The sequence below is a fragment of the Sphingobium phenoxybenzoativorans genome (genome assembly GCF_018286635.1).
In the GTDB taxonomy this organism is placed as follows: Bacteria; Pseudomonadota; Alphaproteobacteria; order Sphingomonadales; family Sphingomonadaceae; genus Sphingobium; species Sphingobium phenoxybenzoativorans.
In genome coordinates this window covers 1,771,349-1,796,976 of record NZ_CP073910.1, presented here as the reverse complement: position 1 = coordinate 1,796,976, position 25,628 = coordinate 1,771,349, and the positions used below count along the sequence as shown (strand labels likewise).

The window sequence follows — 25,628 nt, the reverse complement described above, 5'->3', positions numbered from 1 at the left end:
GGGCGCAGGATCTGTTGGAGAGCATTTGTTGCCGATGAAATCCGTTGTTCGTTCCACCCGGCTCATGAAGTTTCGTGCGCCGGCCGTTGCCGTGATGATGGCATGCCTTGCCTCCTCCACGATCGCCCAGACGGTCGGGGATGATGGCGACATGCCGTCCGCCGCGCTGGACCTGCCGAAGGACATGACCTTCTTCGGCAAGTCGGACCCCAATGTCCGCAAGGCCACGGCCGTCATCAATGGCACGATCATCACCGGCACGGACATCGACCAGCGCCTGGCTCTGATCGTGGCGGCCAATGGCGGCAAGGTCGCCGATGAGGAAAGAGAGCGCCTGCGCCTGCAGGTGCTGCGCAACCTGATCGACGAGACCTTGCAAATCCAGGAAGCCGCCGCCAACGACATCAAGATCGACAAGGCGGAGATCGACGACAGCTACAACCGTGTCGCCGCCAATTTCCGCCAGTCGCCGGAGCAATTCTCCGTCTATCTGCGCCAGCAGGGCAGCTCCCCGGCCAGCATCAAGCGCCAGATCGAGGGTGAGCTTGCCTGGAGCCGCCTGCTCCGCCGCAATGTGCAGCCCTTCGTCAATGTCGGCGAGGAGGAAGTGAAGTCGGTGGTTGACCGGCTGAACGCCGCCAAGGGCACCGACGAGTTCCGCATCGGCGAAATCTACCTCTCAGCCAGCCCGGAGAACGCCCAGCAAATCTCCGCCAATGCGCATAATATCATCGAGCAGATCCAGAAGGGCGGATCGTTCCAGGCCTATGCCCGCCAGTTTTCGGAAGCATCCACGGCGGCCGTTGGCGGCGATCTTGGTTGGGTGCGCCCGGCGCAGTTGCCGGACGAACTGGCGCAGGCGGCAGGCGGCATGCAGGTCGGCCAGATCGCGGGTCCTGTCCCCGTTCCCGGCGGCTTTTCGATCATCTATCTGATGGACAAGCGGCAGGTCCTGACCGCCGATCCGCGCGACGCGCTGATGAGCCTGAAACAGCTTTCGATCAATTTCGCGCCCGGCACGAGCCGAGAGCAGGCGACGACCAAAGCCAGCGCCTTTGCCAACGCGACCCAGCAGATCAAGGGTTGCGGCGCGGCGAACGACGTCGGCAGATCGCTTGGCGCGGATGTCGTCGACAATGACAATGTGAAGGTGCGCGACCTGCCGCCCCAGTTGCAGGAAATGCTCCTGAAGCTGCAGATCGGCGAAGCGACGCCGCCGTTCGGGTCCGTGGCCGAAGGCGTGCGCGTGCTGGTGCTGTGCGGCCGCGACGATCCGCAAAGCGCGGGCACGCCGTCCTTCGAACAAATTCAGGCGCAGATGGAAGACGACCGGGTGAACAAGCGCGCGCGCATCTATCTGCGCGACCTGCGCCGTGACGCGGTTATCGACTATAATTGATGGCCGCTTCGCAACCCGCGAACCCCCTTCCTCCCTTCGCGGTTTCCCTGGGCGATCCAGCCGGCGTCGGGCCGGAAATCGTCGCCAAATCCTGGATGATGCGGGACGCGCGCAGCCTGCCGCCCTTCTTTGCGGTCGGTGACGCGGCATCGATCCGTGCGGTCTGGACCGGGCCGCTGACGATCATATCCGCGCCGGAAGAAGCGGGCGCAGCCTTCAAGGACGCCCTGCCCTGCCTGCAGGTCGCGGAGGCAGGCGACATCATCCCCGGAAAACCGTCTATCGAGGGCGCGCGCACGGCGCTGCATGCGCTGGAGGCGGCCGTGGGCCTCGCGCGGTCCGGCGCGGCCGCCGGGCTGGTCACGGCCCCGGTCGGCAAGGCGCAGCTTTATGAGGTCGGCTTCACCCATCCGGGTCAGACGGAATTTGTGGCCGAGCGGTGCGGGATCGCGCGGGAAAACGCCGTGATGATGCTGGCGGGGCCATCGCTGCGGGTGGTGCCGATCACCATACATGTGGCGCTGGCCGATGTGCCGAAGGTGCTGACCACCGACCTGATCCGCAGCCGCGCCATTACGACCGCAAAGGGACTGCAGCGCAATTTCGGCATCGCCGCGCCGCGCCTTACGGTTGCGGGCCTCAATCCCCATTCCGGCGAGAATGGGACGATCGGGCGGGAGGAGATCGACATCATCATCCCCGCCATCGAGGCGCTGAAGGCGGAGGGGCTGGACATAAGCGGGCCATTCGCCGCCGATGGCCTGTTCCATGCGCGCGCGCGGGAGGGTTATGACGCGGCGCTGTGCATGTATCATGACCAGGCGCTGATCCCCATCAAGACGCTCTATTTCGACGATGGCGTGAATATCACCCTGGGCCTGCCGATCGTCCGCACCTCTCCGGACCACGGCACCGCGTTCGGCATTGCGGGGCAGAATGCCGCAAATCCCGGCGCAATGATCGCGGCGATCCGCATGGCCGCCGAGGCTGCGCGCCACCGGCTCGCCTATAACGGCTGAAGCCGTGGCCAAGCTACCGCCCCTGAGAGAAGTGATCGCCGCCCATGGCCTGCGCGCCAGCAAGGCGCTGGGGCAGAATTTCCTGCTGGACGAGCAATTGCTGGACCGGATCGCAGCCATCCCCGGCGATCTGAGCGGCAAGACAGTGTTCGAGGTCGGTCCCGGCCCCGGCGGCCTGACGCGCGCCCTGCTCCGCGCCGGGGCGAGGGTAGTGGCCGTGGAACGGGACGAGCGATGCCTGCCCGCGCTGGCGGAACTGTCCGCGGCGTTTCCCGGTATGCTGGAGGTGGTATCCGACGACGCCATGGCGGTGGACGCGCACGCGCTGGCGGGTGATGGCGCGCATATCGTGGCGAATCTACCCTATAATGTGGGAACAGCGCTGACCGTCGGCTGGCTTTCGGCCGACTGGATGCCCTGGTGGGCGTCGCTGACGCTGATGTTCCAGCAGGAGGTCGCCGAGCGCATCGTCGCGCCATCCGGCGATGGGCATTATGGCAGGCTGGCGGTGCTGGCCCAATGGCGGGCCAAGGCACGGATCGCCATGAAGGTGCACCGCAGCGCCTTCACACCCCCGCCCAAGGTCATGTCCGCCGTGGTGCATATAGAACCGGTGGAAGCGCCGGAAGATGTGGCATTCAGAACGCTGGAGAAACTAACCGCCGCGGCGTTCGGCCAGCGGCGCAAGATGTTGCGGCAAAGCCTGAAAGGACTTCCCGGCGCGCTGGAGGCGCTGGAGGTGGCAGGAATTGACCCGCAGCGGCGGGCGGAGACGGTGAGCGTGGCCGAGTTTGTCGCGGTGGCGCGGATTATGGGGACGCCTGCAACGGATCGCCCCAAAAGCTGAATGCCCTACCCCCGTTCGCTTCGGGCGCAGTCGAGAAACCAGCGCGAGGCTTCCCGGCTACGGTTGAAGCGAACGGCTATGGGTTCGATCCAACCGGAATAGATGGCAGATAATTTACGGCCGTTCGGTCGGCTGCACCGTCGGCGTCGGGGTCACATCCTTCGCGGTCAGCACGGTCGGTGGCACGCCCCGGTCGATCGCAGCGGAAAGCTGGCTCAGCGGAGCGCAACTATCCTTGCAGATGCGCTGTACGGCGGCGAGATTCTCCTTGGCCTTGGCGATCGCGCCTTTCTCTACCATCGCCTGGCCCTGCCCGGAGAGCGCCTGCACATCATTGGGGTCGAGCAGCAATGCCTCGCCATAAAGGCGGATAGCCTTGCCCTGCAGGCCCTGCGCGCGGGCAACCTGCCCAAGCGCGACATAGACGGCGCGGTTGCGTGGATCGGCGGCCAGCGCGCTTTCATAGGCGTCGTTGGCGGCATGGAGATCGCCAGCCTTCTGCGCCGCTTCGCCAGCCCGCTGCCATTCAATCGAGAGAGGGTCGATCTGCGTATCCGGCCTCTGGCTCAGGCCGACGCTCGACACGGTCGCGAGCACTGCGGCGAGGGCAAGGGAAGCAGGGGTAAAACGCATGAGCAACTCCAGAAGCGATTCTCGCGGATTCTCGTCATTTTTCGACATGATGTCTATCATGCTTTTTTCAATACCACGAAGAAGAAGCCGTCCGTGCCGTCATGGGCGGGTGTCAACAACACGCCATGGCCGCAAGACCTACCGGGCGGAATATGCTGCAAAACCGGGGTCCAGCCGGGGTGCCGGGCAATGAAGGCGTCAATCTGGCCGCTTCCTTCCTGCGTGGTCAACGCACATACGGCATAGACGAGCCGCCCGCCCGGCGCCACCAGCGGTGCGGCGAAATCCAGGATCCGGGCCTGTTCCGAGACGAGCCGTTCCAGCCTTTGCGGGGTGAGCCGCCAGCGCGCCTCCGGGTTGCGCCGCCATGTGCCGGTGCCGGAACAGGGCGCGTCCACCAGCACAATGTCCGCCGATCCCGCCAACGGAGCCAGCTTCTCGATCTCCTTGCCCTGATCGAGCAGCAGCGTTTCGATGAAGTGCGCACCCGCCCGCCCGGCGCGCTCTGGAAGGCGGGAGAGCCGGGAGCGGATGGCGTCGCAGGCGACAAGACGGCCACGCCCCTCCATCGCGGCGGCGAGGGCGAGCGTCTTGCCCCCCGCCCCGGCGCACAGGTCAATGACCGTCATGCCCGGCTGCGCCTCGCAGGCCATGGAAATGATCTGGCTTCCGGCATCCTGCACCTCGACCTGACCGGACTTCCAGGCGTCGGTCTGCTCAACCGGGAAACCTTCCGGCAGACGAAGAGCGTCCGGCAAATGGTCAAGCGGCGTCCCTTCAGGAAATTCGCCAAGGCAGTCGCCAGCCCCAGACTTCAGCGTATTGACGCGCAGGTCCAGCGGCGCACGCTCAAGCAATGCCTGTTGTTCAGCTTCAGTCAGAAGATTGGCCAATAAGGGCTTGATCCACGCTGGAACAATGGATGCTTCCGAGGCTGGATCATCCGGTTTCAAGGGGGCCGGGCCATGGGACGAGCCATCGAACAGGCGTGCGAGTTCGGGCCGTTCCCGCGCAAGCCCCGCCATCGCCGCGCGGCCATCGGCCGGACGGTCGGCCGTGCGGCGTACGGCATCATAGAGAAGATCGCGCACGGCGCGGCGATCCTTCGATCCGGCATAGCGGCGCGCCTTGAAATAGCGGGCGATCAGCGTGTCGGCCGCAGGGCCGCCGTCCCGCGCGGCGGCGATGATCTCATCCAATATATCAATGGCGGCCTGAACGCGGGCGGCGGGCGTCATCGTCTATTGCACCCGAACGGCGGTAAGGTGGCAAGCCGTCCTCTAACCCTTCCCGCGCGCGGGAAGGGAATGTGATCAGCGCGTCGGGTAATTGGGCGCTTCCCGCGTGATGGTGACGTCGTGCACATGGCTTTCGGAAAGACCGGCATTGGTGATCTGAACGAAGCGGGCGCGCTCCTGCAGGTCCTTGATCGTGCGGCTGCCGGTATAGCCCATCGCCGCCTTCACACCGCCGACAAGCTGGTGAATGACATCTGCGGCGGGGCCTTTGAACGGCACCTGCCCCTCAATTCCTTCGGGCACCAGCTTCATCTGGTCCTTGATGTCCTGCTGGAAATAACGGTCCGCAGATCCGCGCGCCATCGCGCCAACGGAACCCATGCCCCGGTAGCTCTTATAGGCGCGACCCTGATAGAGGAAGGTTTCCCCCGGAGCTTCAGCGGTTCCCGCAAGCAGCGATCCCACCATGACGCAGCCCGCGCCGGCCGCCAGCGCCTTGGCCACGTCGCCGCTGGTGCGCAGACCGCCGTCAGCGATAACGGGCACGCCGGACTTCGCGGCTTCCTCGGCCGAATCCATGATCGCGGTGAGTTGCGGGACGCCAATGCCCGCGACAACGCGCGTGGTGCAGATGGAGCCGGGGCCGATGCCGACCTTCACACAGTCCGCACCCGCATCGATCAGCGCGCGGGTCGCCTCGGCCGTGGCGACGTTTCCGGCGACGACCTGCACATGGTTGGACATCTTCTTTACGGCGCTGACGGCCGCCGAAACCATCTTCGAATGGCCATGGGCGGTGTCGATAACGATCAGGTCGCATTCCGCGTCGATCAACGCCTCGGTCCGCTCCAGCCCCTTGTCGCCGACGGTCGTAGCGGCGGCTACGCGCAGGCGGCCAGCGGCGTCCTTGGTTGCCTGCGGGTAATTGACCGCCTTTTCCATATCCTTGACCGTGATCAGGCCAATGCAGCGATAGGCTTCATCGACCACCAGAAGCTTCTCGATACGGCGCTGGTGAAGCATCCGCTTGGCTTCCTCCTGGCTGACGCCCGCGGGCACCACGGCCAGATTTTCCTTCGTCATCAACTCGCTGACAGGCTGCGCGGGATTTTCCGCAAAGCGGGTGTCACGATGGGTGAGGATGCCAACCAGCTTGCCCGAATTTTCGACCACGGGAATGCCGGAGATGCGGTTGCGGGACATCAGCATCTGGGCGTCGGCGAGGGTCGCGTCCGGGGTAATGGTGATGGGATTGACCACCATGCCGCTTTCGTAGCGCTTCACCGCCCGCACCGCTGCTGCCTGCTCCTCGACCGACAGGTTGCGGTGAAGGACGCCGAGGCCGCCGAGTTGCGCCATGACGATCGCCATGTCCGCCTCTGTCACCGTATCCATTGCAGAGGAGAGAATGGGGATGTTGAGGCGGATCGCCTTCGTCACCTGTGTCCCGGTATCGGCCTGGCTGGGCAGCACATCGGATTCGGCCGGCTGGAGCAGGACGTCATCGAATGTGAGGCCGAGGCGGATATCCATAGGGTGTGCCACTTTCTGATGCGCGATGGGGGAATCGTGGCGGCCCATGTAACCATTTGCCCGCCCCACGGCTAGGGTGGATCGACATTCAATCCACGCAGACCGGCCAAGTCCCTGCGCCGGTCCCGCCGACTAGGGGTTTGGAGGCTCGGATTCGCCGGAAATGGCGGGCGCGGCCGGTTCGGCGGGCGGCAGGACCGGCTGCACAAGCGGCCCTGTGCCGGAGGTGACGCCATCCGGCGCGGACATGGCCGGGCGAATGCCGCGCAGTTCATCAATCTCCGCCTGACGGCTCCGCAGATAATTGTCGCGGGACGCCGCATAAGGATCGTCGGACTCCTCGCGAATCCGGCGCAGTTCCGCGTCAAACTCGACGCGATAGTCGATCGTGCCGACCAGCGCGGAGGGGATGGAATAATAGGGCTGATTAAAGGGTTTGCCGATCGCCACCGGCAGCACCAGCTTGTCCAGCGTCAGGCCGATCAGGTCGCGGACCGTGGTTGGCCCGATCAGCGGCAGATACAGGAAAGCCCCTGTCTTGATGCCGTAATAGCCCATGCTGTTCGCAAATCCGTTCCGGCGCAGGGGCAGGTTGAACGGTCGCCGTTTCGCCATGTCGAACAGGCCAGCCCCGCCGATGGTCGTATTGATCGCAAAACGGCCAAGGGTTTCCACCGCCTTGCCCGGCTTGATCTGCAAAAGGAAGTTCAGGAAAACGATCGGCTCTGCAAGATTGTTGAAGAAATTGCGAATGCCGCTGCGGACGGGAGCAGGCAGCGCATCCCGGTACGCCATCGCTGCGGGAGCCACGATGGCCTTGTCGACATCCTGCGTGATCTCATAGGATTGGGCGTTGAAAGACTCCAGTGGATCGCCAGGCGTCGGTTCATGACGCCTGCCTTGCACGACAATCTCATTCTGTTCCATGTCGCTATCGGACGCCAGCGCCATGCTTTCGGCTGGAACAGCCATCTCGCTGACAGCCAAGGCCCCCGCCCCCGGCGCAAAACCGGACAGCGCTTCATCTTCATACAGGCTTTCGACCGAGACCATCGGCAGCACAGGCGCGAGCAGCGGACTATCGGCCGAATTGAGCTGCGCCCCAGCCAGCAGCATAGCCGTCGTAAATACCAGAATGCTCAATCGCGTCTCATTTCACCAATTGGGTCTTTTCAGTCTTTCGGAAGGAAACGGGCGATCCACGGGCTACCGCCCGGCCAAGCGACGCCGGGAACGACAGCGGTCAGTGGATTCAGGCCCCCATTCTCCCCTCGCACCGTGCTGGACGGCGCATCCCATTCTCTTCGTCACCCCCACGCCGTCGGGAGCCATCTCAAAGCCTTACCCGACTCCGCACGTCCCCAGTTCCGGCGGTCCGAGCTTAGACGAAGGACTCCATCAGCCATATGGCGGCGTAAGCGCGGCGACGGCGATTTTGTGCTGAATCGGCACGCCATCCTATGGCTCCGCAACCAGCGCCGTGCCATATGCGGCAATTCCGCGTCACCGGAGAGGAAGTCCATGTCCCTGTCACTTTATGACGTCAGCGTGCCCGTATTTGTCCGGTCCCTGGGGAATCTAGCCGCCATATTGGAAAAGAGCCGCGCCTTCGCCGATGCGCAGGGCATCAGCCATACCGAATTGCTCGACGCCCGGCTGTTCGACGACATGGCCCCGCTGACCGCCCAGATCCAGCGCGCCAGCGACACAGCCCGTTTTACCGCCGCAAGGGTTGGGCAAGTGGAAATGGCCCCGATCGCTGATGATGAGACAAGTTTCGATGACCTGCAGGCCCGGATCGCCGCGACCATCGCCGCGTTAAAGGCCGTACCGGCGACATGCATGGATGGAAGGGAAGATGCCGAGGTCATCCTGAAGACTCCCAAGAAGGACGTCAGCTTCACCGGCAAGACCTATGTCCTGAACTTCGCGGTGCCGAATTTCTTCTTCCACGTCACCACGGCCTACGACATCCTGCGTTACAGGGGCGTTCCGGTCGGAAAGCTTGATTTCCTGGGCGGCATCTGACGGCAAGAAGAAAGGGCGGAGGAGCACCCCCGCCCTTTCGTGAAAATCGGCCGTCATGCCGATCAGGGTACAGCATTCTTTCAAGCCCAAGGGGGGGGCTTCAAAGAATCCCGGTTTTCACCGGGATGACGGCCACGCGCGCGCTCTATCCCACAAAAGCGCGCTCGATCACATAATGTCCCGGGGCCGCGTTCGACCCCTCCACGAAGCCGAGGCCATCGAGATAATGGCCAAGGTCCTTGATCATCGCCATGCTGCCGCACATCATGACCCGGTCGGTCGCCGGATCGAAATGCTGCGGCCCGGTGGTGCGGCCGCCGAACAGGCGTCCATCATCGATCAGCGCATCGATGCGGCCATTGGTGTGGAACGGCTGGCGCGTGACGGTCGGCAGATATTCAAACTGCAGCAGCGCCTGATCCTGACAGAGAGGATCGCCGGCAAGCTGGCTTTCGAGCAGTTCGCGGAACGCCAGGTCGCTGACCTGACGCACGCAATGGACCAGGATGATCTGGCCGAACTGTTCGTAGATATCCGGGTCGCGCGCAAGGCTGAGGAACGGCGCAAGCCCGGTGCCGGTTGACAACATGAACAGCCGGTTGCCCGGCAGCAGTGCGTCCGTAACCAGCGTTCCGGTCGGCTTACGGCCAAGGAAAAGCTGATCGCCGGGCTGGATTTTCTGCAGGCGGGAGGTCAGCGGGCCATCAGGCACCTTGATCGACAGAAATTCCAGCTCCTCGGCGTAAGCGGGGCTGGCGATCGAATAGGCGCGCAGCAGCGGCCGGCCATCTCCCGGAAGGCCGATCATCACAAATTCGCCGGACCGGAAGCGGAAGCTTGCCGGACGGGTGATGGTGAAGCTGAACAGATGCTCGTTCCAGTGCGTGACGGAACGGACCTCCTCAACGGTCAGAGTTGCAGATGGCGCCAGCATCGCGACTTCCTGCGCCCGGTCGCTCATGGTTTTCCTCCAGTGGGCAATGTCAATGGCGCGGGGGCATGGGGGAGAAATGCGACTTCTGCAAGATCGATTGCGAGGGCGGACATCGCGGCGGACAGCGGGTTGACCCATTGTGGTTCAACGGTCAGGGCCAGAGTATTGCGCAGATCGGTCTCGTCATTCTGCCGCATGCGCGACAATATGCCGAGCAGCAGCGCCTCCGCCTCGTGCACGCGGGGGCAGGTCAGCGGCCCAAAACCCATATTGTTCAGCGCATGCCGGTTGAGGATCAGCATCGTCATGTTGAAATGCGGCAGCGCCTCCGCCAGCCCATGGCGCTCAAAAGCCGACGCTATATCCGTGGAGGGACAGCGGCGCTGACCGATCGCGCGCACCCAGAATCGCACCGACCACAACAGGAAGCGCCCGCCCTCATCAAGCTCGCTGACCTGCCTGTCGATGAAATCATACATGCCGCGCGCCCTTTCACCCGCATTGGTAGCCGCCCAATATTGCGACTGACTTGCAATAGCGGATAAATGCTCCACGGACGCGCGTCAATCCGAAAGGAGTTTCGACATGCGATAATCCCGTCAAGCGCCGATATGCGGGCCTTTTCCACAAGCTTCGGTTGGACGGCGATGGCGCATCATGGCCTGGAAACGCGCCATTTTGGTCCCGAACGCGGGCAAGCCAATTGTAAGGCCCAGCCGGATTCGCTAAAATTGCCCATAACGTCGTTTTTCTTCGGGCGATTTTCAGCCTTATGGCCACTGAACGCTTTCGAGGGCTGATCACTATCCAGCATGCCATCGGTGAGGCGCGCGGCGACCTCAAAACCGTCATGCAGGCAATCGTCCAGGAAAGCTCCGTCATGCCGCAATCCAACGGCATCGTCGTGGAGCTGCGCGATGGAGATCAGCTTTATTATGCAGCCGCAAGCGGCAGTTCCGCCGGTCTGATCGGCCTTCGCCTGCCACTCAACGCCAGTCTTTCGGGCCTTTGCATCCTGACCGGGGAGCCGCTGTATTGCGAGGATTCCCATCAGGACCCGCGCGTCAACCGCGCCGCCTGCGACAGAGTGGGCCTGAGGTCGATGATCGTCGTCCCTATCCCCCATCAGGGACAAACGGTCGGCGTCCTGAAATATCATTCCGACATGCCCTCCGCCTTTGACGAGCAGGACATGCTGATTGCCCATCTGCTGGTGGGACCCATCGCGGTGGGTTTCAGCAGCGTGGCGGAGGCCGACGCGATCCGCGCCAAGGTGGACCTTCAGACCGTGGTGACCATGAAGGAGCAGTTCGTTTCCATGGTGAGCCATGAATTGCGAACGCCGGTAACCTCGATCGCGGGGTCGCTCGCCCTTCTTAGCGGGGGCGCTGGAGGGGAATTGTCCGACCGGTCGCTTTCCCTGATCGCGATAGCGTCCCGCAATGCCGACCGGCTTAAGAAGCTTGTCAACGACCTGCTCGACGTCAACAGACTGGAGTCGGGCGGCATGGCCCTGTCATTGGCCGACGTGGATGCGCGCGCCATTCTGGGGGCGGTGGTTGAGGAGAATGGGCCGTTCGTCAGCGAAGCCGGGGTTGTGCTGAAACTGCATGAACCGGCCGCTCCGGTCTATCTGGAAACGGACAAGGATCTGCTGTTTCAGGCTGTCACCAACCTGGTTTCCAACGCCGCGAAATTTTCCGGCGCGGGATCGACGGTGACGATATCGCTGACCACTGCGGGCGACAGCGCCCTTATCCGGGTAAGCGATGAGGGGCCGGGCGTACCGGAAGCATTCCGTTCGCGGCTGTTCGACCGCTTTTCCCAGTCCGAGCATACGCGCGACGCCACGCACTTGCCCGGCAGCGGCCTTGGCCTGGCCATAACGCAGGGCATCGTCCAGCAATTGGGCGGCGCCATCCGTCTGGACGAGGCCGTGAAAACGGGGGCCACCTTCGAAATCGCCCTGCCCCTCTCGACATCGCATTGATCGACGCAAGACGCCGGTCTTCGCCATTGCCGTATCGCCAGTTACTAAAAGGGGCTGGCGCACCCGAAGGCGGCCAGCCCCTTTTCATGATTTTTCCGGCGTAGTTCCGTTCAACTCAGCCGAAAAGGCCCTTCGCCATCGCGCCCAGCTCATTCAGCGGATTGCCGTCGCCGTCCCGGTCCAGGAGGCCGCTGACCTTGGCCATGATGGCGTCCGGTCCGCCGATTCCGGCCAGCATCTCCTGCAGCTTTTCCACAGGCAGGCCATGCTCCTGCGCCAGTTCGGTCAGCGCCGTGACCTGATCCCCGCCTGCGCCGAGCTTACTGCCCAGCGAGTCCGTCAGGCTTTGCACCTGCTCCGCCGGAAGACCGACCTTGGCCGCCAACTCGTCGAGATTGCCCAATATTCCGTCGAACATGCCCATATCTTCATCCTTCCGCTCAGGTGAAATGCGGGCCTATTCTATCATCGATCAAGCATCGGGCAGCATGAAAAAGAAACGGCCGGGCTGCTTGCGCGGCCCGGCCATCCTCCCCTTTTATCTCTTTCGTCGCGAATCTAGCGCCAATCAGGCTGCCGTCAGAGCCGCTCCGCGCACAGATGCATCGACATGCTCCTCAAACTGGGCGAAATTGTCGACGAACTGCTTGACCAGCTTGATCGCGGTCTCGTCATATTCCTCGGCATTGGCCCAGGTCTGGCGCGGATCGAGGATCTTCGAGTCGACGCCCGATACCGCCACCGGCACTTCGAACCCGAAATTGGGGTCGGTGCGGAAAGCGACATTGTTGAGGCTGCCATCCAGCGCCGCGTTCAGCAGGGCGCGTGTGACCTTGATCGGCATGCGGCTGCCCACGCCATGCTTGCCGCCCGTCCAGCCGGTGTTGACCAGCCAGCAGGTGACGCCGCCCTTGGCGATCCGCTCCTTGAGCAGGTTGCCATAGACCGACGGATGGCGCGGCATGAACGGTGCGCCAAAGCAGGTCGAGAAGGTTGCGGTCGGCTCGGTCACGCCAATCTCGGTGCCCGCGACGCGCGCGGTGTAGCCGGACAGGAAGTGATACATCGCCTGATCAGGCGTCAGCCGGGAGATCGGCGGCAGAACGCCATAAGCGTCGGCGGTGAGGAAGATGATATTCTTCGGCACCGGCCCCAGATTGTCCTTCGACGCATTGGGGATGAAGTCGATCGGGTAGGAACCGCGGCTGTTTTCAGCGAGCGAATTGTCGTTGAAATCCAGTTCGCGAGTGACTGGATCGATGACGACATTTTCCAGCACCGTGCCGAAACGCTTCGACGTGGCGAAGATTTCCGGCTCGGCTTCCGGCGAGAGGTTGATCATCTTGGCGTAGCAGCCGCCTTCGAAATTGAAGACCGCCGTGTCCGACCAGCCATGCTCGTCATCGCCGATCAGCGTGCGGCTGGCGTCGGCGCTGAGCGTCGTCTTGCCGGTGCCGGACAGGCCGAAGAATACCGCGGTATCGCCGTTCGGGCCGATATTGGCCGAACAGTGCATGGGCATGACGCCCTTTACCGGCAGCAGATAGTTGAGGATGCCGAATACCGACTTCTTCATCTCACCCGCATAGCGCGTGCCGCCGATCAGGATCAGCTTCTCTGTAAAGTTCACCGCAACGACCGTTTCCGTACGGCATCCGTGACGGGCCGGATCGGCCTGGAATGTCGGCAGGTCGATGATCGTATATTCCGGCGCGAAGTCTGCCAGCTCCTCAGCTTTCGGCCGCACCAGCAGGGTGCGGATGAACTGGTTGTGCCACGCAAATTCGTTGATGACGCGCACGCGGACGCGATATTCGGGCTGCGAACCGCCGAACAGATCGGCGATGTAGAGCTTGTCCTTGTCGCCCAGCGCCTTGAAGAAATCTTCCTTCAGCGCGGCGAAATGCTCCGGCGTCATGGGAACATTGGTGCTGCCCCACCAGACGGTGTTCTCCGTCTCGGCATCCTTGACGATGAACTTGTCCTTGGCCGAGCGGCCGGTATGTTTCCCGGTTGCGACGACCAGAGGGCCGTCCTTGGCGAGAATGCCTTCGCCGTTCGCCAGCGCCGCCTCTACGAGCGGTGCGGTGCCGAGATTCCAATGCTGCTCGGCACGGGTAGTAATGCCCTGATCGGCCAGGGTGTGAGAGGATTTCGCCTGCACGCGGTAGCTCCTAATTTAATACTCTGTAAGACCCTGCACGGTCCCCGCGGTCGCACGCCGGTCATCGGACGCCGTCATGTCGCCGCGGAACGCCTCCGGCATAAGCCCTTGGGGAAGTGGCGTCAAATAAGGAGAGGCATTCGCAGGTTAGCAAGCATGACTAACGGCGCGCATGTCCCAATTTGTGCCATGCCTTGCCGCATGCGCCGGGTTCGTCTACCCCTCTGCCCCAGGTCGCCCCAAGGCCCCGTCAGAAAAGCCGGAACGGACATAATGAGCGCAACAATCGCCCTGGTGGACGATGACAGGAACATATTGACGTCGGTGTCGATCGCCCTGCAGGCGGAGGGCTATATCACGCGGGTCTATTCCGACCCGGAGGCGGCGTTGAAGGCGCTGTTGGAAAATCCCGCCGATCTTGGCGTTTTCGACATCAAGATGCCCAAGATGGACGGGATCGAACTGCTCCGCCGGCTCCGGGAAAAGAGCCAGATGCCGACCATTTTCCTGACCAGCAAGACGGACGAGCTGGACGAGGCGCTTGGCCTGGCGATGGGCGCGGACGATTATATCGCCAAACCCTTTTCCCAACGGCTGCTGATTGCGCGCATCCGCGCGATCCTGCGCCGCGCCGAATATGCGCGCGCGCCGGACTCGGAGCCATCCGAACCTGCCGTGGAGCCGATCGTGAGGGGGCGGCTTGAGATGGACCCGGCGCGGCATCGGGTGAAATGGGCCGGCAATGACGTGACCTTGACGGTGACGGAGTTCCTGATCCTGGAAACGCTGGCGCAGCGCCCCGGAGTCGTGAAGAACCGCAACCAGTTGATGGATGCCGCCTATCAGGATGACGTCTATGTCGATGACAGGACGATAGACAGCCACATCAAACGCCTTCGCCGCAAATTCCGCGAGGTGGATACCGATTTCAACGCAATCGATACGCTTTATGGCGCCGGATACAGATTCTCCGAAGAATGAGCATAGCGACATGGCGCTCCGCTGGTCGGGGCGCGTGTCGCTGACGTGGCGGATTCTCGCCATCAATATCTTTGCGCTCGCGCTGCTTGCGGGCGGATTCTTCTATCTCGACAGTTACCGCACGCGGATCGTCGACGCGCGGCTGGACCAATCGCAGCGCGAGTTGCGGCTGCTGGCCATCGCGCTGGAAAGCACGCCGCCCGCCCAGCACAATGCGTTGATCAGCGCCTTCGCAAAGCAGGGGGACGATCGCATCCGCCGATATGCGCCGGATGGGCGGCTGGTGACCGACAGCTTCCGGCTTGGCGCGTTCCGTTATGAACTGCGCGACCCCGCCGAAGAAGCGTGGAAGCGGCATATAGCGCGCTTTCTGGACAAGGTGGTGGACGGCATTGTGTCGGCCGACCGGCCGCCCAACTTTATCGAGCCGAAGATCGACCGGGCGGAGGCCTGGCCGGAAATTGTCGCGGCCCGCCGCACCGGCCAGGACCAGACCGCAAATCGCTACGCGCCGGATCGAACATCCGTCATATCCGCCGCCGCAGTGATGCAGGACGGCAGCACCCTGCTGGCCACCGAAAATGCGCGCGACATCACCAAGACCGTGCGCGCCGAACGGCTGCGGCTGGGCCTGGTGCTGGCGGCGGCGATACTGGCTTCTGTGCTGCTTTCGCTGTTCCTTGCGCGCACGATCGTATTGCCGTTGCGCCGGCTGGCTATGGCTGCGGTGCGGGTGCGGCTGGGCCGGGCGCGGGAAGTGACGGTGCCCCGCCTGCCGGACCGGCGGGATGAGATCGGCATGCTGGCCCGCGCCCTGTCGGACATGAGCCATGGCCTGCGCAACCGGATCGACGCGACGGACGCCTTTGCCGCAGATGTCAGCCATGAGTTGAAGAACCCGATCGCGTCCCTGCGTTCGGCGCTGGACGGACTGGAATCGGTGGAAAAGCCGGAGTTGCGGGCGCAGCTTCTGGGAATCGCCAAGGACGATGTAAGGCGGTTGGACCGGTTGGTTACCGACATTGCCGAGGCGTCGCGCGTCGACGCGCAGCTTTCGCGAACCCGCTTCGAGCAGGTGGACCTTGGCCCGCTGATCGAGAATCTGGTTGTGGCGCGGGAGGCGCGCGGGGTCGAGCGCAAGGTCCGCCTGGCGTTCGCGCGGCCGCGCAAGGATGTGGCGGTGGTGATGGGCGAACCCCAGCGCCTGTCCCGCGTCATCGAAAACCTGCTCGACAATGCGATCTCCTTCTCACCCGACGGCGGGCTTGTGCAGATCGTCGCCACGGTCGCTGATCAGGAGGTGCTGGTCAGCATGGAGGATGAAGGCCCCGGCGTCCCGCCACAGGAGCGCGAGACCGTATTCCGCCGTTTCCACAGCGTCCGGCCAGAGGGGCAATTCGGCAAGCATAGCGGCCTTGGCCTCGCCATTGCCCGATCCATTGTCGAGGGGCATCAGGGCCGGGTCAGCATCGGCGACCGCGACGACGAGCAGAGCGGCGCGCGCTTCATCGTCCGGCTGCCCATGGCGCAAATCCGCGATCCGGGCATCACGCCCGATTGAGTTGGCGCGCAAAAGCGGCGGCGATAATCAACGGCTTCCATGCGCATGAAAGCCGCCTTCCCTTAACGCACGGGAACCTGATCACGATAACGCCGTCAAAATAGCCCTGTCGGCGCGGACTGACGCACTTGCGTCAGTTCACCACCATTTGTCGGGGCGCGCGGAGAACCCGGCGCGTTCCTCGATCGCCAGACCCGCATTGAGAACGCCCTGCTCGTCCAGCGCCTTGCCGATGATCTGCAGACCGAGCGGCAAACCCTGCGCGTCAAGGCCGCCAGGCACCGACATCGCGGGAAGGCCAGCCAGAGATGCGGGCACGGTGAACACGTCGTTGAGGTACATGGCCAAGGGATCGGCCTGCTTCTCACCCAGCGCGAAAGCAGCGGACGGTGCGGTCGGAGTCAGGAGGAGATCGCAGCTTTCGAAAGCCTTCGCGAAATCACGGGCAATCAGTGTGCGGACCTTCTGCGCCTGCGTGTAATAGGCGTCGTAGAAACCGGCGGAAAGCACATAGGTCCCGATCATGATGCGGCGCTTCACTTCTGGCCCGAAGCCAGCGGCGCGGGTCGCGGCGTACATGTCCTGCAGGTTTGCGCCATCGGGCAGGTCGCGCAGGCCATAACGCACGCCATCATAACGGGCGAGGTTGGATGAAGCCTCCGCAGGCGCGATGATATAGTAAGTGGGCAGCGCATATTTGGTGTGGGGCAGCGACACCTCCACAACCTCCGCTCCTGCATCCTTCAGCAGGGCGATGCCCTTTTCCCAGAGCGCCTCGATCTCGGCGGGCATGCCGTCGACTCGATATTCCTTTGGAATGCCGACCTTCTTGCCGCGTAGATCGCTGGACAAACCCGCTTCCCACTGGGGCACGGGCAGATCGAGCGATGTCGAATCCTTCGGGTCGAACCCGGCCATCGATTCCAGCAGGATGGCATTGTCGCGGATCGTGCGGGCCATCGGGCCTGCCTGATCAAGCGAGGAGGCGAAGGCCACCACGCCCCAGCGCGAGCAGCGGCCATAGGTCGGCTTGATCCCGCTGATGCCCACAAAAGCCGCTGGCTGACGGATCGAACCGCCCGTGTCTGTGCCGGTCGCCGCCGGGCAAAGCCGCGCGGAAATGGCCGACGCGCTGCCGCCGGAGGAACCGCCGGGCGCAAGCGCGGCATTGTCTCCGCCGCCCCGCTTCCATGGTGAGATCACATTGCCGAAATAGCTCGTCTCATTCGACGATCCCATGGCGAACTGGTCAAGGTTGAGCTTGCCCAGCATGCCCGCTCCTGCAGCCCAGAGCTTGCCGGAAACGGTCGATTCATAGGTCGGCTTGAACCCCTCCAACATGTGGCTGGCGGCGGTGGTCTGGACGCCTGCCGTGCAAAACAGGTCCTTCATGCCGATCGGGACGCCGGACAGGGGCAGCAGAGCGCCCTCGCCTCGCGCCTTGTCGGCGGCGTCGGCAGCGGCCAGCGCATGATCGGGCGTTTCGACGATGAAGGCGTTCAGCGCCTTGGCCGCCGCGACATTGGCGTTGAAGCCTTCGGCCACTTCGCGCGCAGTGAAATCGCCTGCGCGGAAGCCGTCGCGAATCTCCGCGACGGTAAGATCGGTCAGGTTCGTCATTATTCGATCACCTTCGGCACCGCGAAGAAGCCATGTTCGGCCTGCGGCGCATTCGCCAGCACCTTGTCGCGCACATCGCCGTCAGTGACGACATCGTCGCGCAGGCGCAGCGTGTTGGGGATGACAGCGGTCATCGGCTCCACGCCGGTCACATCCACCTCGCCAAGCTGTTCCACCCAGCCGATGATGTTGTTGAGTTCCGGCACCAGCGCATCGGCTTCCGCATCCGTGACGGAAATACGGGCAAGGCTGGCGATCTTCTTGACGGTTTGCAGGTCTATGGCCATGCCGCGCCGCTAGCATCGCGCACGGGTTGCATCAAGCGCGATTGCCCCGGACGCGCCAAGACGCTAGGCGCGGATGCAGAAAACGCATCCGCAGGAGCGGCGATTGCGGTTGTCGCAATCGCCAAGCCATGCTGCACTGCAATATGAGAGTGGTCCACTGGCCAGGAAATTTCTCTATGTCATCGCTGGGCTGATCGTGCTGGCACTCGCATCATCCATCGCCTACCGGCTTTGGGGCCAGCAGTTGCTGACTGCGGCGATGGTGCCGTCCGCGCCCTTTATCGAGCCTGCGCCGCTGACGGCGGACGACTATGCGCGAAGGGATTTGTGGCTCGCCCGGCCGGACATCAGCCGGGACAATCCCGGCCTGTGGCTGCCGCCCGGTTACAAGGCCGAAACGGCGGAGAAGAAGGCGGCGGTCTTTTTCGTGCATCCCACATCCTATCTCGCCAGCTTCCGGCCGCGATGGAACATGCCGCTCAACGACCGCGAGTCCCTGACTACGGCCGCGCAATTCCTGCGGGGCCAAGCCAGCGCCTTCAACGCGGCGGGAACCATCTGGGCGCCGAAATACCGGCAGGCGCATTTTGGCGCTTTCCTGACCGAAAGACCGCAGGCCAACAACGCCCTTGCCGCCGCCTATCGCGATGTCGCGGCGGCATTCGAGGCGTTTCTGAAGGCCAATCCGGCGGGTCCGGTCATATTGGCCGGGCACAGCCAGGGCTCGCTGCATCTGATGCGGCTGATGCAGGAGCGGATTGCCGGGAAACCGGTTCAGGACCGTATCGCCGCCGTATATCTGGCGGGCTGGCCGGTGTCGGTGGAAGCCGACCTCCCTGCCCTTGGTCTCCCGGCCTGTTCAAAGCGCGGAGAGGCGGCGTGCATATTGAGCTGGCAGAGCTTTGCCGAACCGGCGGATATGCACGCAGTCACCGACACCTATGACCGAAGCACGGGCCTGACCGGCGCGCCGCGCAAGGACAGCCGGATGCTCTGCATCAATCCGCTGACCGGAGCGCCGGACAGCGCGGCGGCGGAAAGCCGGAATATGGGGACGCTGGTGCTGACCGACCCGCCCGGCGGATCGAAGATCGTGCCGCACGCCGTCCCCGCCCGATGCGATGCGCGCGGTTTCCTGCTGATCGGCAATCCGCCGGCCATGGGGCCATTCGCCCTGCCGGGGAATAATTATCACGTCTACGACTATCAGTTGTTCTGGGCCGATATCCGCCGCGATGCCGGGGAAAGGCTTGCGACATATCTGGCGCGATGATCACGGCCGACAGGACGGCGTTTCGCGACTGGCTGCCCCAGGGAGGGCGGCTGATCGGGCTGGACGTGGGCACCAAGACCATCGGTCTTGCGCTGTGCGACGCGGGATGGAGCATCGCCAGCCCCGCGCACACCATAAATCGGGGCAAATTCACCAGGGACAAGGCCGCGCTGGCCGAGTTTATGGGCCAGCAGCAGGTGAAGGGCATCGTCATCGGCCTGCCGCTCAATTTGGACGGCAGCGAGTCGCCGCGCAGCCAGTCCTCCCGCGCCTTTGCCCGCAACCTCGCCGACATGGGCGCGCCCATATTCCTCTGGGACGAACGCTGGTCGACGCAGGCCGTCACCCGCACGCTGATAGAGGCCGACGCCAGCCGGGCGCGGCGGGGCGAACTGGTCGACAAGCTGGCGGCGAGCTATATCCTGCAAGGGGCTATCGATGCATTGGCGAGTGCAGCCGAAACGGACGCAAATCCGCCAATTTTAGACTAAAGTCTTACGATCATTCGCTCTTTTCGAAAGGTCCTTCCATAACCCATTAACGGCGATCGTAGAGGATGACCGGCATAGATTGTAGAGGATCATATGCTCAGCCGGATCGCCGAGGACAAACGGGACGAAGAACTGGACCTGTTGGAAAGCCTCCGGGAAAAGACCCCGGACGGCCAGATCAGCATTTTGACCGAAGTCCATTCCAATCTGATCCTGATCGTCGGGCGCGGCGTTTGGACGAGCGCGGTCATCGCCGCCCATTTCAGCCAGTTGGAGCATGCTTTACAATCGAAGCGCAGGCAATTCGGCGCCGCCCGGCTGCTTTGCGATGTGCGCGACCGGGGTGAGCAGCCGCCTGACATTGTGGAGGAGATAAGGCTGGGCGCTACGCTCCAGCTCAAGGGTGATGACAGAATGGCGGTGGTGACGAATTCCAGCCTGATGAAAATGCATCTCCGTCAGGAACTCGGACGCGACCGCATGCAGTTTTTCATGTCGATCGAAACGGCAAAAATCTGGCTCGACGCCTATCGTTGAGGCGCTACGCGCATTTGCCGCCTATCCACCGCTTGAGGTTCGCGCGGCGCTGCCCTAAAGCGTCCCCTCATGCCAGAACCGCACCCAGCGCACTCCCTGACCGGTCTCACCGGACGGGATAATTTTCCGCACCGCGACCTTCTTTCCATTTCCGTGCTGAAGCCGTGGGAAATCCGTTTCCTGCTGGATGAGGCCGAACATTGGGTAGCCGTCAACCGGGCGGCCTCGCGCAAGCATGACGACCGGCTGGCAGGGCTGACGCAGATCAACGCCTTTTTCGAGAACAGCACGCGCACGCTGCTGTCCTTCGAGATTGCGGGCAAGCGCCTGGGCGCGGACGTAGTGAACATGCACGCCGCCACATCCAGCGTTAAGAAGGGCGAGACGCTGATCGACACGGCGGTCACGCTGAACGCGATGCGCGCCGACGTGATCGTGATCCGGCATGGCAGTTCGGGCGCGGTGCGCCTGATTGCCGACAAGGTGGACTGCCCGGTGCTTAACGCTGGCGACGGGTGGCATGAACATCCGACGCAAGCTCTGCTGGACGCCCTGACCATCCGGCGGCGCAAGGGCGGCTTCGAGGGGCTGGTGGTCGCGATCTGCGGCGATGTGCTGCATAGCCGCGTCGCGCGGTCGAACATGCTCTGCCTTGCCGCCCTCGGCGCGCAGGTGCGGGCGGTGGCTCCCCCGACCTTGATGCCCGAATGCGTCGAGGCGATGGGGGCCACGCCTTTCACGGATTTCAACGCAGGACTGGATGGCGCGGATGTCGTGATGATGCTGCGCCTGCAGAATGAGCGGATGGACGGGGCATTCATCCCCTCGCCCCGCGAATATCATATGCTCTACGGACTGACGCCGGAGCGGCTGGCGCGGGCGAAGCCGGATGCGCTGGTCATGCACCCCGGCCCGATGAACCGGGGCGTGGAGATCACCAGCGGCATCGCCGACCATCCTGAGCGCTCCGCCATCACCGAACAGGTGGAGATGGGGGTCGCCGTGCGCATGGCGTGCCTGGACGTGCTGACCCGATCAGCGCGCAAGGTGGAGGGATGGGCATGAACCGCCTAGCCATCATCAATGGCCGCCTCGCCGATCCCGCCGGGGGAGCGGTTGCAGAGGGCGTCATCCTGATCGAGGGAGACAGCATTGTCGCGTCGGGCCCGGCCGATGTCCCGGCGGACGCCGACCGGATCGACGCGGCGGGTCTTGTCGTCGCGCCGGGCCTGATCGATCTGGGCGTGTTCAGGACGGACAAGCCTGCCTTCCATTTCGGCGGGATCACGCGCGCGGCGCTGATGCCCGACCAGTCCGCACCGCTCGACGACCCCGGCCTGATCCGGGAAGCGACGCGCGGCGGCAAGCCGGATTTCTGGGTGCATCCGATCGCAGCGGCGACGCGCGGCCTGGAGGGGCGCGAAATGGCCGAGATCGGCATGATGCAGATCGCAGGCGCGAAGGCCGTGGGCACCGGGCGTCAGTGGATTGCCGATTCAGGCGTGATGATGCGGGTGCTTTCCTATGCGGCCGGGCTGGGCCTGACGGTCATCGCGCATGCCGAGGATGGCGGGATCGCAGGCAAGGCGGTGGCGACCACTGGCGAGACGGCGACACGGCTGGGCCTTGCCGCCGCGCCCGCCTGCGCCGAAGCCATGGCCATCGCGCGGGACCTTGCGCTGGTGCGGCATACGGGCGCGTCGATCCATTTCCGGCTGGTGAGCACGAAGGCCGGTTTCGACCTGATCCGCGCCGCCAAGGCGGAAGGATTGAAGGTAAGCTGCGGCATCAGCCCGGCCTATCTGTTCCTGTCCGACCTTGCCGTCACCGATTTCCGCACCTTCGCCCGCCTCTCTCCGCCGCTGCGGTCGGAGGATGACCGGCAGGCCTGCCTGCAGGCGGTGGCCGACGGGACGGTCGACGTCATCACGTCCAGCCACGATCCGCGCGGGCCGGAGGACAAGCGCCTGCCCTTCGCCGACGCCAGCCCCGGCATGGCGGGCGCGGAGACGCTGCTGGCGCTCTCGCTCAACCTGGTGCGCGATGGGCATGTGACAATGAACCGCCTGATGGCGCTGCTCTGCGCCAATCCCGCGCGGATTCTGGGCGTACCGGCGGGCGCCTTCACGCCGGGATCGGCCGCCGACATCATCTTCATCGACCCCGATGCGCCGTGGCAGGTCGATTCAGGCAAGATGGCCGCGGCGGCGGGTAATACGCCGTTCGACCGCCTGCCCGTCCAGGGACGGGTGCGCAAAATCATGAAGGGCGGCCAGTTCCTTTAGGAACGGCCGCCCTTCGGTTTCCCTCTCCGGAACAGAGAATTCAGCGCGAAGCGAACTGCTTGCCGCGAAGGTTTGCGGGGAGCGCAGCCACCTGCTTGGGCTTGCCCTTGGCCGCGGCCCAGCGGTCCGGCTTGGGCGCGACGCCCTCACCCGCCCGCACGAAGCAATTGCCGCCGCGCGCGCGCACGGTCTGGCAGAGACGATCTGCGGCGGCGCGATCGCCAAAGCCGCCCACGGCAAGCCGGTAGAACAGGCGGCCATCGACCGTCGCGGTGCTGTTGACCACCGGGAACGCGCCAAGGGCGGCATTGAATTTCGACATATGCTGCCATTTGTCGGCAGCCACCGCAGCGCTGTCGAACGCGCCGAGCTGCACCACCCAGGGGCTGGCCGAATTGCCGGTAACCGGCTTGATATAGGCGGCCTTGCGGAAGCTGGGCTTCGCTGCCGGCGGAATGGCGACCGTCAGGCGCGGAGCGGCGATCGGCTGGCTGAACGGGGTCATAGACGGCGCAACGGGGATCTGCTGGATCATCGCAGGCTTGGCGTTCGCCACCTTTACCGGCGCGGCTTCCTCCACGGCTGCTACAGCCGGAATATCCTGCACCATGGCCGGGAGCGGCGCGGGCGCGGCTTCGGCCGTCTGGATGACCGGAGCGGCGGGAGCCACTGGCGCGAGCGCAAGACGCACCGGCATTCCGGCATCGGCCTGCGGCACGACGCCCATCAGCGCTGCGACCCGCTGGGCCTCCAGCCCAGGCTGCGCCATTTCGGCCCAGGCCAGGACGCGCTTGGCGGCGACGAGCGGATCGACATCCTGCTCCGCGATCAGGCGCGCTTCGCGCCAGCGTCCGGCCAGCGCATAGGCATAGGCCAGATTCTGCCGGGTCTTGGCGTCGGCGGACGGATCGTGGATCGCCTCGCCAAGGACGCGGACGCCCTCCTCAGGATCGCCGGCCATCGCCATGGCGAGGCCATAATCCGCAGCCGGCACCCGATCCATCTGATCAATCAGCAATTTCCGCGCGCCCTCAGCATCGCCCTGCGCGACATCGATGAGCGCCAGGCTGATCACCGTGCGCGAGTCGACATTGCCGAGCGTCATGGCGTCCCGGAAGGCCGTCTGCGCCGAGGCGAAGCGGCCATTGGCGAGGTAAGCGCGGCCGAGCAGCGTGCGATAGGCGCCGCTATCGGGCTGAGCCTCAACGGCCGCCTCCGCATGCGTCAGCGCCATCGAATATTCCTTCTTCGCCAGCGCGCTTTCGGCCAGCGCCGCGAAATCGGCCTTCTGCTTCGCCTTCGCCCCGGCGAGCGAAGGAGAGGTGCGATAGGCGGCGCCAGTGCAGCCCACCATGGAAACGGCCAGGATCAGCGACGTCGCGCCGACTTTCAGCAAGGCATTGCGGTTCATGAGCGTGGTCCCTCGTTCAATTCTTCTTCGCGCCGCGCGTTACGCGATCGGCAAGCGCATCGATTTCCGGCCGGCTGTCCAGGAACGCATCCAGAGCATCGGTGACGATCTGCTGCGCGGAGCGATTGCCCACCGCGCAGGCAAGACGCAGGCGCAGATGGCGTTCGGGGTCCAGCCGGAGCGTGAAAGCGGCCTTGGCCGCGCGCGCCTTCGCGGGCGAAACCTTTGCGGCCCGGACCGGCTTTGCGGCGGGCGTCGCGATCTTTTCGGCCAGTTCACGGCGCTGTTCGACAACCGGTGGGATCGGCGCGGGCGCATCGGCCTCCGCCGTCTTGAATACGGGTGCGGCGACCTGCGGCATCGGCGTCAGGCCGGTCGCGGCGAGCGACGGGCTTTCATAGCTGTGCCCGTCCCCCATGTCGTTCCAGCCCAGATCGTCATGATTGCCGCTGTCGCCCAGCGCCACCTGACGCCGCATTGCGGGCCGTGCGCCGCCCTTGCGGGCCAGCAGGCTGGAAGTGAGGGAGGCGAAAGCCTTCGGCTCGTTCATCACGCCCATATCCTTATTGCCCTATGACGCGGCGGCCGAAGCCGCCGAGTGGACGGGGCGCGCCGGAATAGCCGGTGCCGTTATTGGGCACGGCGAACACCGTGCGGCGGAAATTCTTCTCCAACCGGTCGGAGATATAGCTCCACAACTGCACCACCTCATTGGCGGAGCGGCCATTGGGATCGACTTCCATCACTGTCCGGCCGTCGATCATCGAGGCGGCGAAGTCGGTGCGGTGATGGAGCGTGATCGGGGCGACCGTGCCGTGCTGCGAAAGCGCCACGGCGGCCTCCGAGGTGATCTTGGCCTTGGGCGTGGCGCCGTTGACGACGAAGATCAGCGGCTTGCCGGAACGCTCGCACAGATCGACGGTCGCGCCAACGGCGCGCAGGTCGTGCGGGCTGGGCCGGGTCGGCACGATGATGAGTTCGGCCACGGAAATGACGCTCTGGATCGCGACGGTGATCGCGGGCGGCGTGTCGATGACCGCCAGCTTGAAGCCTTGCTGACGCAGCGTTTCCAGGTCGGAGGCGAGACGGGAAACGGTTGTCTGGGCGAAAGCGGGATATTCCGCCTCACGCTCATTCCACCAGTCGGCGAGGGAACCCTGCGGATCGATATCGATCAGCACCACGGGACCGGCCCCGGCGCGCTGCGCCTCCACGGCCAGATGCCCCGACAATGTGGTCTTTCCAGAGCCACCCTTTTGCGATGCCAGTGCCAAAACCCGCACGCCATACCCCCCAAGAAATCCGAATTCCGGGGGACGGTGCCACGGCCGCGCCTAAGATTTGGTTAACTTCGCGCATGCCTTTCCTGCCAAAATGGTGGAGACGCGGGCGGCAAG

At 64.2% G+C, this 25,628-nt stretch carries 25 protein-coding genes; 12 read left to right on the top strand and 13 right to left on the bottom strand.

Annotation, left to right across the window (positions count from 1 at the left end; all coding sequences use genetic code 11):
- Window positions 1–64: 64 nt before the first annotated feature.
- The 3 genes from KFK14_RS08670 to rsmA are packed head-to-tail and all read left to right on the top strand — an operon-like array spanning window position 65 to window position 3,265.
- Window positions 65–1,399: a peptidylprolyl isomerase gene (locus KFK14_RS08670; protein WP_425516682.1), complete on the top strand. Its 1,335-nt coding sequence runs from the start codon at window positions 65–67 to the stop codon at window positions 1,397–1,399.
- Complete coding sequence (pdxA, locus tag KFK14_RS08665) at window positions 1,399–2,418, top strand: 4-hydroxythreonine-4-phosphate dehydrogenase PdxA (RefSeq protein WP_212610589.1); 1,020 nt, start codon at window positions 1,399–1,401, stop codon at window positions 2,416–2,418. Before KFK14_RS08670 ends, pdxA begins: the two co-directional genes overlap by 1 nt.
- 4 nt (window positions 2,419–2,422) lie before the next feature.
- Window positions 2,423–3,265: a 16S rRNA (adenine(1518)-N(6)/adenine(1519)-N(6))-dimethyltransferase RsmA gene (rsmA, locus tag KFK14_RS08660; protein WP_425516665.1), complete on the top strand. Its 843-nt coding sequence runs from the start codon at window positions 2,423–2,425 to the stop codon at window positions 3,263–3,265.
- A 114-nt stretch (window positions 3,266–3,379) separates the two neighbouring features.
- Here rsmA and KFK14_RS08655 read toward each other — a convergent pair whose 3' ends face one another.
- The 4 genes from KFK14_RS08655 to KFK14_RS08640 form a co-directional block, all read right to left on the bottom strand.
- A complete protein-coding gene (locus KFK14_RS08655; RefSeq protein ID WP_070151376.1) occupies window positions 3,380–3,898 on the bottom strand; it encodes a tetratricopeptide repeat protein in 519 nt (172 codons plus the stop codon).
- 56 nt (window positions 3,899–3,954) lie between these two features.
- Window positions 3,955–5,136, bottom strand: coding sequence for an RsmB/NOP family class I SAM-dependent RNA methyltransferase (locus KFK14_RS08650; RefSeq protein WP_212610588.1), 1,182 nt, complete (start codon window positions 5,134–5,136; stop codon window positions 3,955–3,957).
- A gap of 75 nt (window positions 5,137–5,211) precedes the next feature.
- Window positions 5,212–6,669 carry an IMP dehydrogenase gene (guaB, locus tag KFK14_RS08645; protein WP_212610587.1) on the bottom strand — a complete coding sequence of 486 codons (1,458 nt, stop codon included), beginning with the start codon at window positions 6,667–6,669 and terminating at the stop codon, window positions 5,212–5,214.
- Between the two features lie 132 nt (window positions 6,670–6,801).
- A complete protein-coding gene (locus KFK14_RS08640) occupies window positions 6,802–7,812 on the bottom strand; it encodes an MlaA family lipoprotein (protein WP_246524972.1) in 1,011 nt (336 codons plus the stop codon).
- Window positions 7,813–8,190: 378 nt separating this feature from the next.
- On the opposite strand from KFK14_RS08640, the gene KFK14_RS08635 reads away from it, so the two are divergent.
- Complete coding sequence (locus KFK14_RS08635) at window positions 8,191–8,697, top strand: DUF1993 domain-containing protein (protein WP_212610586.1); 507 nt, start codon at window positions 8,191–8,193, stop codon at window positions 8,695–8,697.
- 145 nt (window positions 8,698–8,842) lie between these two features.
- Here the strand turns inward: KFK14_RS08635 and KFK14_RS08630 are convergent, their stop codons facing one another.
- Together KFK14_RS08630 and KFK14_RS08625 are read right to left on the bottom strand one after the other, a co-directional pair.
- Window positions 8,843–9,658, bottom strand: coding sequence for a ferredoxin--NADP reductase (locus KFK14_RS08630; RefSeq protein ID WP_070150908.1), 816 nt, complete (start codon window positions 9,656–9,658; stop codon window positions 8,843–8,845).
- Window positions 9,655–10,110 (bottom strand): hypothetical protein, encoded by a 456-nt coding sequence (locus KFK14_RS08625; protein ID WP_212610585.1) that lies wholly within the window; start codon window positions 10,108–10,110, stop codon window positions 9,655–9,657. Before KFK14_RS08625 ends, KFK14_RS08630 begins: the two co-directional genes overlap by 4 nt.
- A 293-nt stretch (window positions 10,111–10,403) precedes the next feature.
- On the opposite strand from KFK14_RS08625, the gene KFK14_RS08620 reads away from it, so the two are divergent.
- Window positions 10,404–11,621, top strand: coding sequence for a sensor histidine kinase (locus KFK14_RS08620; protein WP_070150904.1), 1,218 nt, complete (start codon window positions 10,404–10,406; stop codon window positions 11,619–11,621).
- 115 nt (window positions 11,622–11,736) lie between these two features.
- Here KFK14_RS08620 and KFK14_RS08615 read toward each other — a convergent pair whose 3' ends face one another.
- Both KFK14_RS08615 and KFK14_RS08610 read right to left on the bottom strand, forming a co-directional pair.
- The gene (locus KFK14_RS08615) at window positions 11,737–12,045 is read right to left on the bottom strand and encodes a hypothetical protein (protein ID WP_070150902.1); all 309 of its coding nucleotides are present in this window, start codon (window positions 12,043–12,045) and stop codon (window positions 11,737–11,739) included.
- A 144-nt stretch (window positions 12,046–12,189) separates the two neighbouring features.
- Window positions 12,190–13,785 carry a phosphoenolpyruvate carboxykinase gene (locus tag KFK14_RS08610; protein WP_070150900.1) on the bottom strand — a complete coding sequence of 532 codons (1,596 nt, stop codon included), beginning with the start codon at window positions 13,783–13,785 and terminating at the stop codon, window positions 12,190–12,192.
- A 273-nt stretch (window positions 13,786–14,058) separates the two neighbouring features.
- Between KFK14_RS08610 and KFK14_RS08605 the strand changes: the two genes are divergently transcribed.
- Both KFK14_RS08605 and KFK14_RS08600 read left to right on the top strand, forming a co-directional pair.
- Window positions 14,059–14,766, top strand: a complete 708-nt coding sequence (locus KFK14_RS08605; RefSeq protein WP_070150897.1) for a response regulator transcription factor — start codon at window positions 14,059–14,061, stop codon at window positions 14,764–14,766.
- The gene (locus KFK14_RS08600; protein ID WP_070150895.1) at window positions 14,735–16,327 is read left to right on the top strand and encodes a sensor histidine kinase; all 1,593 of its coding nucleotides are present in this window, start codon (window positions 14,735–14,737) and stop codon (window positions 16,325–16,327) included. The genes KFK14_RS08605 and KFK14_RS08600 overlap by 32 nt, the downstream gene beginning before the upstream one ends.
- A gap of 138 nt (window positions 16,328–16,465) precedes the next feature.
- On the opposite strand, the gene gatA is transcribed toward KFK14_RS08600, so the two are convergent.
- Entirely contained in the window at window positions 16,466–17,947 is a 1,482-nt protein-coding gene (gene gatA / locus KFK14_RS08595; protein WP_212610584.1) for an Asp-tRNA(Asn)/Glu-tRNA(Gln) amidotransferase subunit GatA, read from the bottom strand.
- Window positions 17,947–18,234: an Asp-tRNA(Asn)/Glu-tRNA(Gln) amidotransferase subunit GatC gene (gene gatC / locus KFK14_RS08590; protein ID WP_070150892.1), complete on the bottom strand. Its 288-nt coding sequence runs from the start codon at window positions 18,232–18,234 to the stop codon at window positions 17,947–17,949. The genes gatA and gatC overlap by 1 nt, the downstream gene beginning before the upstream one ends.
- A gap of 157 nt (window positions 18,235–18,391) precedes the next feature.
- On the opposite strand from gatC, the gene KFK14_RS08585 reads away from it, so the two are divergent.
- The 5 genes from KFK14_RS08585 (at window position 18,392) to KFK14_RS08565 (ending at window position 22,820) form a co-directional block, all read left to right on the top strand.
- Complete coding sequence (locus KFK14_RS08585; protein ID WP_212611098.1) at window positions 18,392–19,507, top strand: DUF3089 domain-containing protein; 1,116 nt, start codon at window positions 18,392–18,394, stop codon at window positions 19,505–19,507.
- A complete protein-coding gene (gene ruvX, locus KFK14_RS08580; RefSeq protein WP_212610583.1) occupies window positions 19,504–19,998 on the top strand; it encodes a Holliday junction resolvase RuvX in 495 nt (164 codons plus the stop codon). Before KFK14_RS08585 ends, ruvX begins: the two co-directional genes overlap by 4 nt.
- Before the next feature lie 93 nt (window positions 19,999–20,091).
- Complete coding sequence (locus KFK14_RS08575; RefSeq protein WP_212610582.1) at window positions 20,092–20,535, top strand: SpoIIAA family protein; 444 nt, start codon at window positions 20,092–20,094, stop codon at window positions 20,533–20,535.
- Window positions 20,536–20,604: 69 nt separating this feature from the next.
- Window positions 20,605–21,600, top strand: a complete 996-nt coding sequence (locus tag KFK14_RS08570) for an aspartate carbamoyltransferase catalytic subunit (RefSeq protein WP_212610581.1) — start codon at window positions 20,605–20,607, stop codon at window positions 21,598–21,600.
- Window positions 21,597–22,820: a dihydroorotase gene (locus KFK14_RS08565; RefSeq protein ID WP_212610580.1), complete on the top strand. Its 1,224-nt coding sequence runs from the start codon at window positions 21,597–21,599 to the stop codon at window positions 22,818–22,820. The genes KFK14_RS08570 and KFK14_RS08565 overlap by 4 nt, the downstream gene beginning before the upstream one ends.
- 40 nt (window positions 22,821–22,860) lie before the next feature.
- On the opposite strand, the gene KFK14_RS08560 is transcribed toward KFK14_RS08565, so the two are convergent.
- Genes KFK14_RS08560 through KFK14_RS08550 form a run of 3 tightly spaced genes read right to left on the bottom strand, consistent with a single transcriptional unit; the run spans window position 22,861 to window position 25,514 of the window.
- On the bottom strand, window positions 22,861–24,231 hold the full coding sequence (locus KFK14_RS08560; RefSeq protein ID WP_212610579.1) for an SPOR domain-containing protein: 1,371 nt from the start codon (window positions 24,229–24,231) through the stop codon (window positions 22,861–22,863).
- Window positions 24,232–24,247: 16 nt separating this feature from the next.
- Window positions 24,248–24,781 (bottom strand): hypothetical protein, encoded by a 534-nt coding sequence (locus tag KFK14_RS08555; RefSeq protein ID WP_070151370.1) that lies wholly within the window; start codon window positions 24,779–24,781, stop codon window positions 24,248–24,250.
- A gap of 13 nt (window positions 24,782–24,794) precedes the next feature.
- Complete coding sequence (locus tag KFK14_RS08550) at window positions 24,795–25,514, bottom strand: ParA family protein (RefSeq protein WP_070150879.1); 720 nt, start codon at window positions 25,512–25,514, stop codon at window positions 24,795–24,797.
- Between the last annotated feature and the right edge of the window lie 114 nt (window positions 25,515–25,628).

What these genes read in the sequence shown, in the direction of transcription:
- KFK14_RS08600 (WP_070150895.1), top strand. Translation starts at nt 14,735, where the DNA reads ATGGCGCCGGATACAGATTCTCCGAAGAATGAGCATAGCGACATGGCG.
- KFK14_RS08625 (WP_212610585.1), bottom strand. Translation starts at nt 10,110, where the DNA reads ATGTATGATTTCATCGACAGGCAGGTCAGCGAGCTTGATGAGGGCGGG.
- KFK14_RS08565 (WP_212610580.1), top strand. Translation starts at nt 21,597, where the DNA reads ATGAACCGCCTAGCCATCATCAATGGCCGCCTCGCCGATCCCGCCGGG.
- guaB (WP_212610587.1), bottom strand. Translation starts at nt 6,669, where the DNA reads ATGGATATCCGCCTCGGCCTCACATTCGATGACGTCCTGCTCCAGCCG.
- KFK14_RS08575 (WP_212610582.1), top strand. Translation starts at nt 20,092, where the DNA reads ATGCTCAGCCGGATCGCCGAGGACAAACGGGACGAAGAACTGGACCTG.
- KFK14_RS08555 (WP_070151370.1), bottom strand. Translation starts at nt 24,781, where the DNA reads ATGAACGAGCCGAAGGCTTTCGCCTCCCTCACTTCCAGCCTGCTGGCC.
- KFK14_RS08635 (WP_212610586.1), top strand. Translation starts at nt 8,191, where the DNA reads ATGTCCCTGTCACTTTATGACGTCAGCGTGCCCGTATTTGTCCGGTCC.
- KFK14_RS08630 (WP_070150908.1), bottom strand. Translation starts at nt 9,658, where the DNA reads ATGAGCGACCGGGCGCAGGAAGTCGCGATGCTGGCGCCATCTGCAACT.
- KFK14_RS08620 (WP_070150904.1), top strand. Translation starts at nt 10,404, where the DNA reads ATGGCCACTGAACGCTTTCGAGGGCTGATCACTATCCAGCATGCCATC.
- KFK14_RS08615 (WP_070150902.1), bottom strand. Translation starts at nt 12,045, where the DNA reads ATGGGCATGTTCGACGGAATATTGGGCAATCTCGACGAGTTGGCGGCC.
- gatC (WP_070150892.1), bottom strand. Translation starts at nt 18,234, where the DNA reads ATGGCCATAGACCTGCAAACCGTCAAGAAGATCGCCAGCCTTGCCCGT.
- ruvX (WP_212610583.1), top strand. Translation starts at nt 19,504, where the DNA reads ATGATCACGGCCGACAGGACGGCGTTTCGCGACTGGCTGCCCCAGGGA.
- pdxA (WP_212610589.1), top strand. Translation starts at nt 1,399, where the DNA reads ATGGCCGCTTCGCAACCCGCGAACCCCCTTCCTCCCTTCGCGGTTTCC.
- KFK14_RS08560 (WP_212610579.1), bottom strand. Translation starts at nt 24,231, where the DNA reads ATGAACCGCAATGCCTTGCTGAAAGTCGGCGCGACGTCGCTGATCCTG.
- KFK14_RS08650 (WP_212610588.1), bottom strand. Translation starts at nt 5,136, where the DNA reads ATGACGCCCGCCGCCCGCGTTCAGGCCGCCATTGATATATTGGATGAG.
- KFK14_RS08605 (WP_070150897.1), top strand. Translation starts at nt 14,059, where the DNA reads ATGAGCGCAACAATCGCCCTGGTGGACGATGACAGGAACATATTGACG.
- gatA (WP_212610584.1), bottom strand. Translation starts at nt 17,947, where the DNA reads ATGACGAACCTGACCGATCTTACCGTCGCGGAGATTCGCGACGGCTTC.
- KFK14_RS08570 (WP_212610581.1), top strand. Translation starts at nt 20,605, where the DNA reads ATGCCAGAACCGCACCCAGCGCACTCCCTGACCGGTCTCACCGGACGG.
- KFK14_RS08670 (WP_425516682.1), top strand. Translation starts at nt 65, where the DNA reads ATGAAGTTTCGTGCGCCGGCCGTTGCCGTGATGATGGCATGCCTTGCC.
- KFK14_RS08655 (WP_070151376.1), bottom strand. Translation starts at nt 3,898, where the DNA reads ATGCGTTTTACCCCTGCTTCCCTTGCCCTCGCCGCAGTGCTCGCGACC.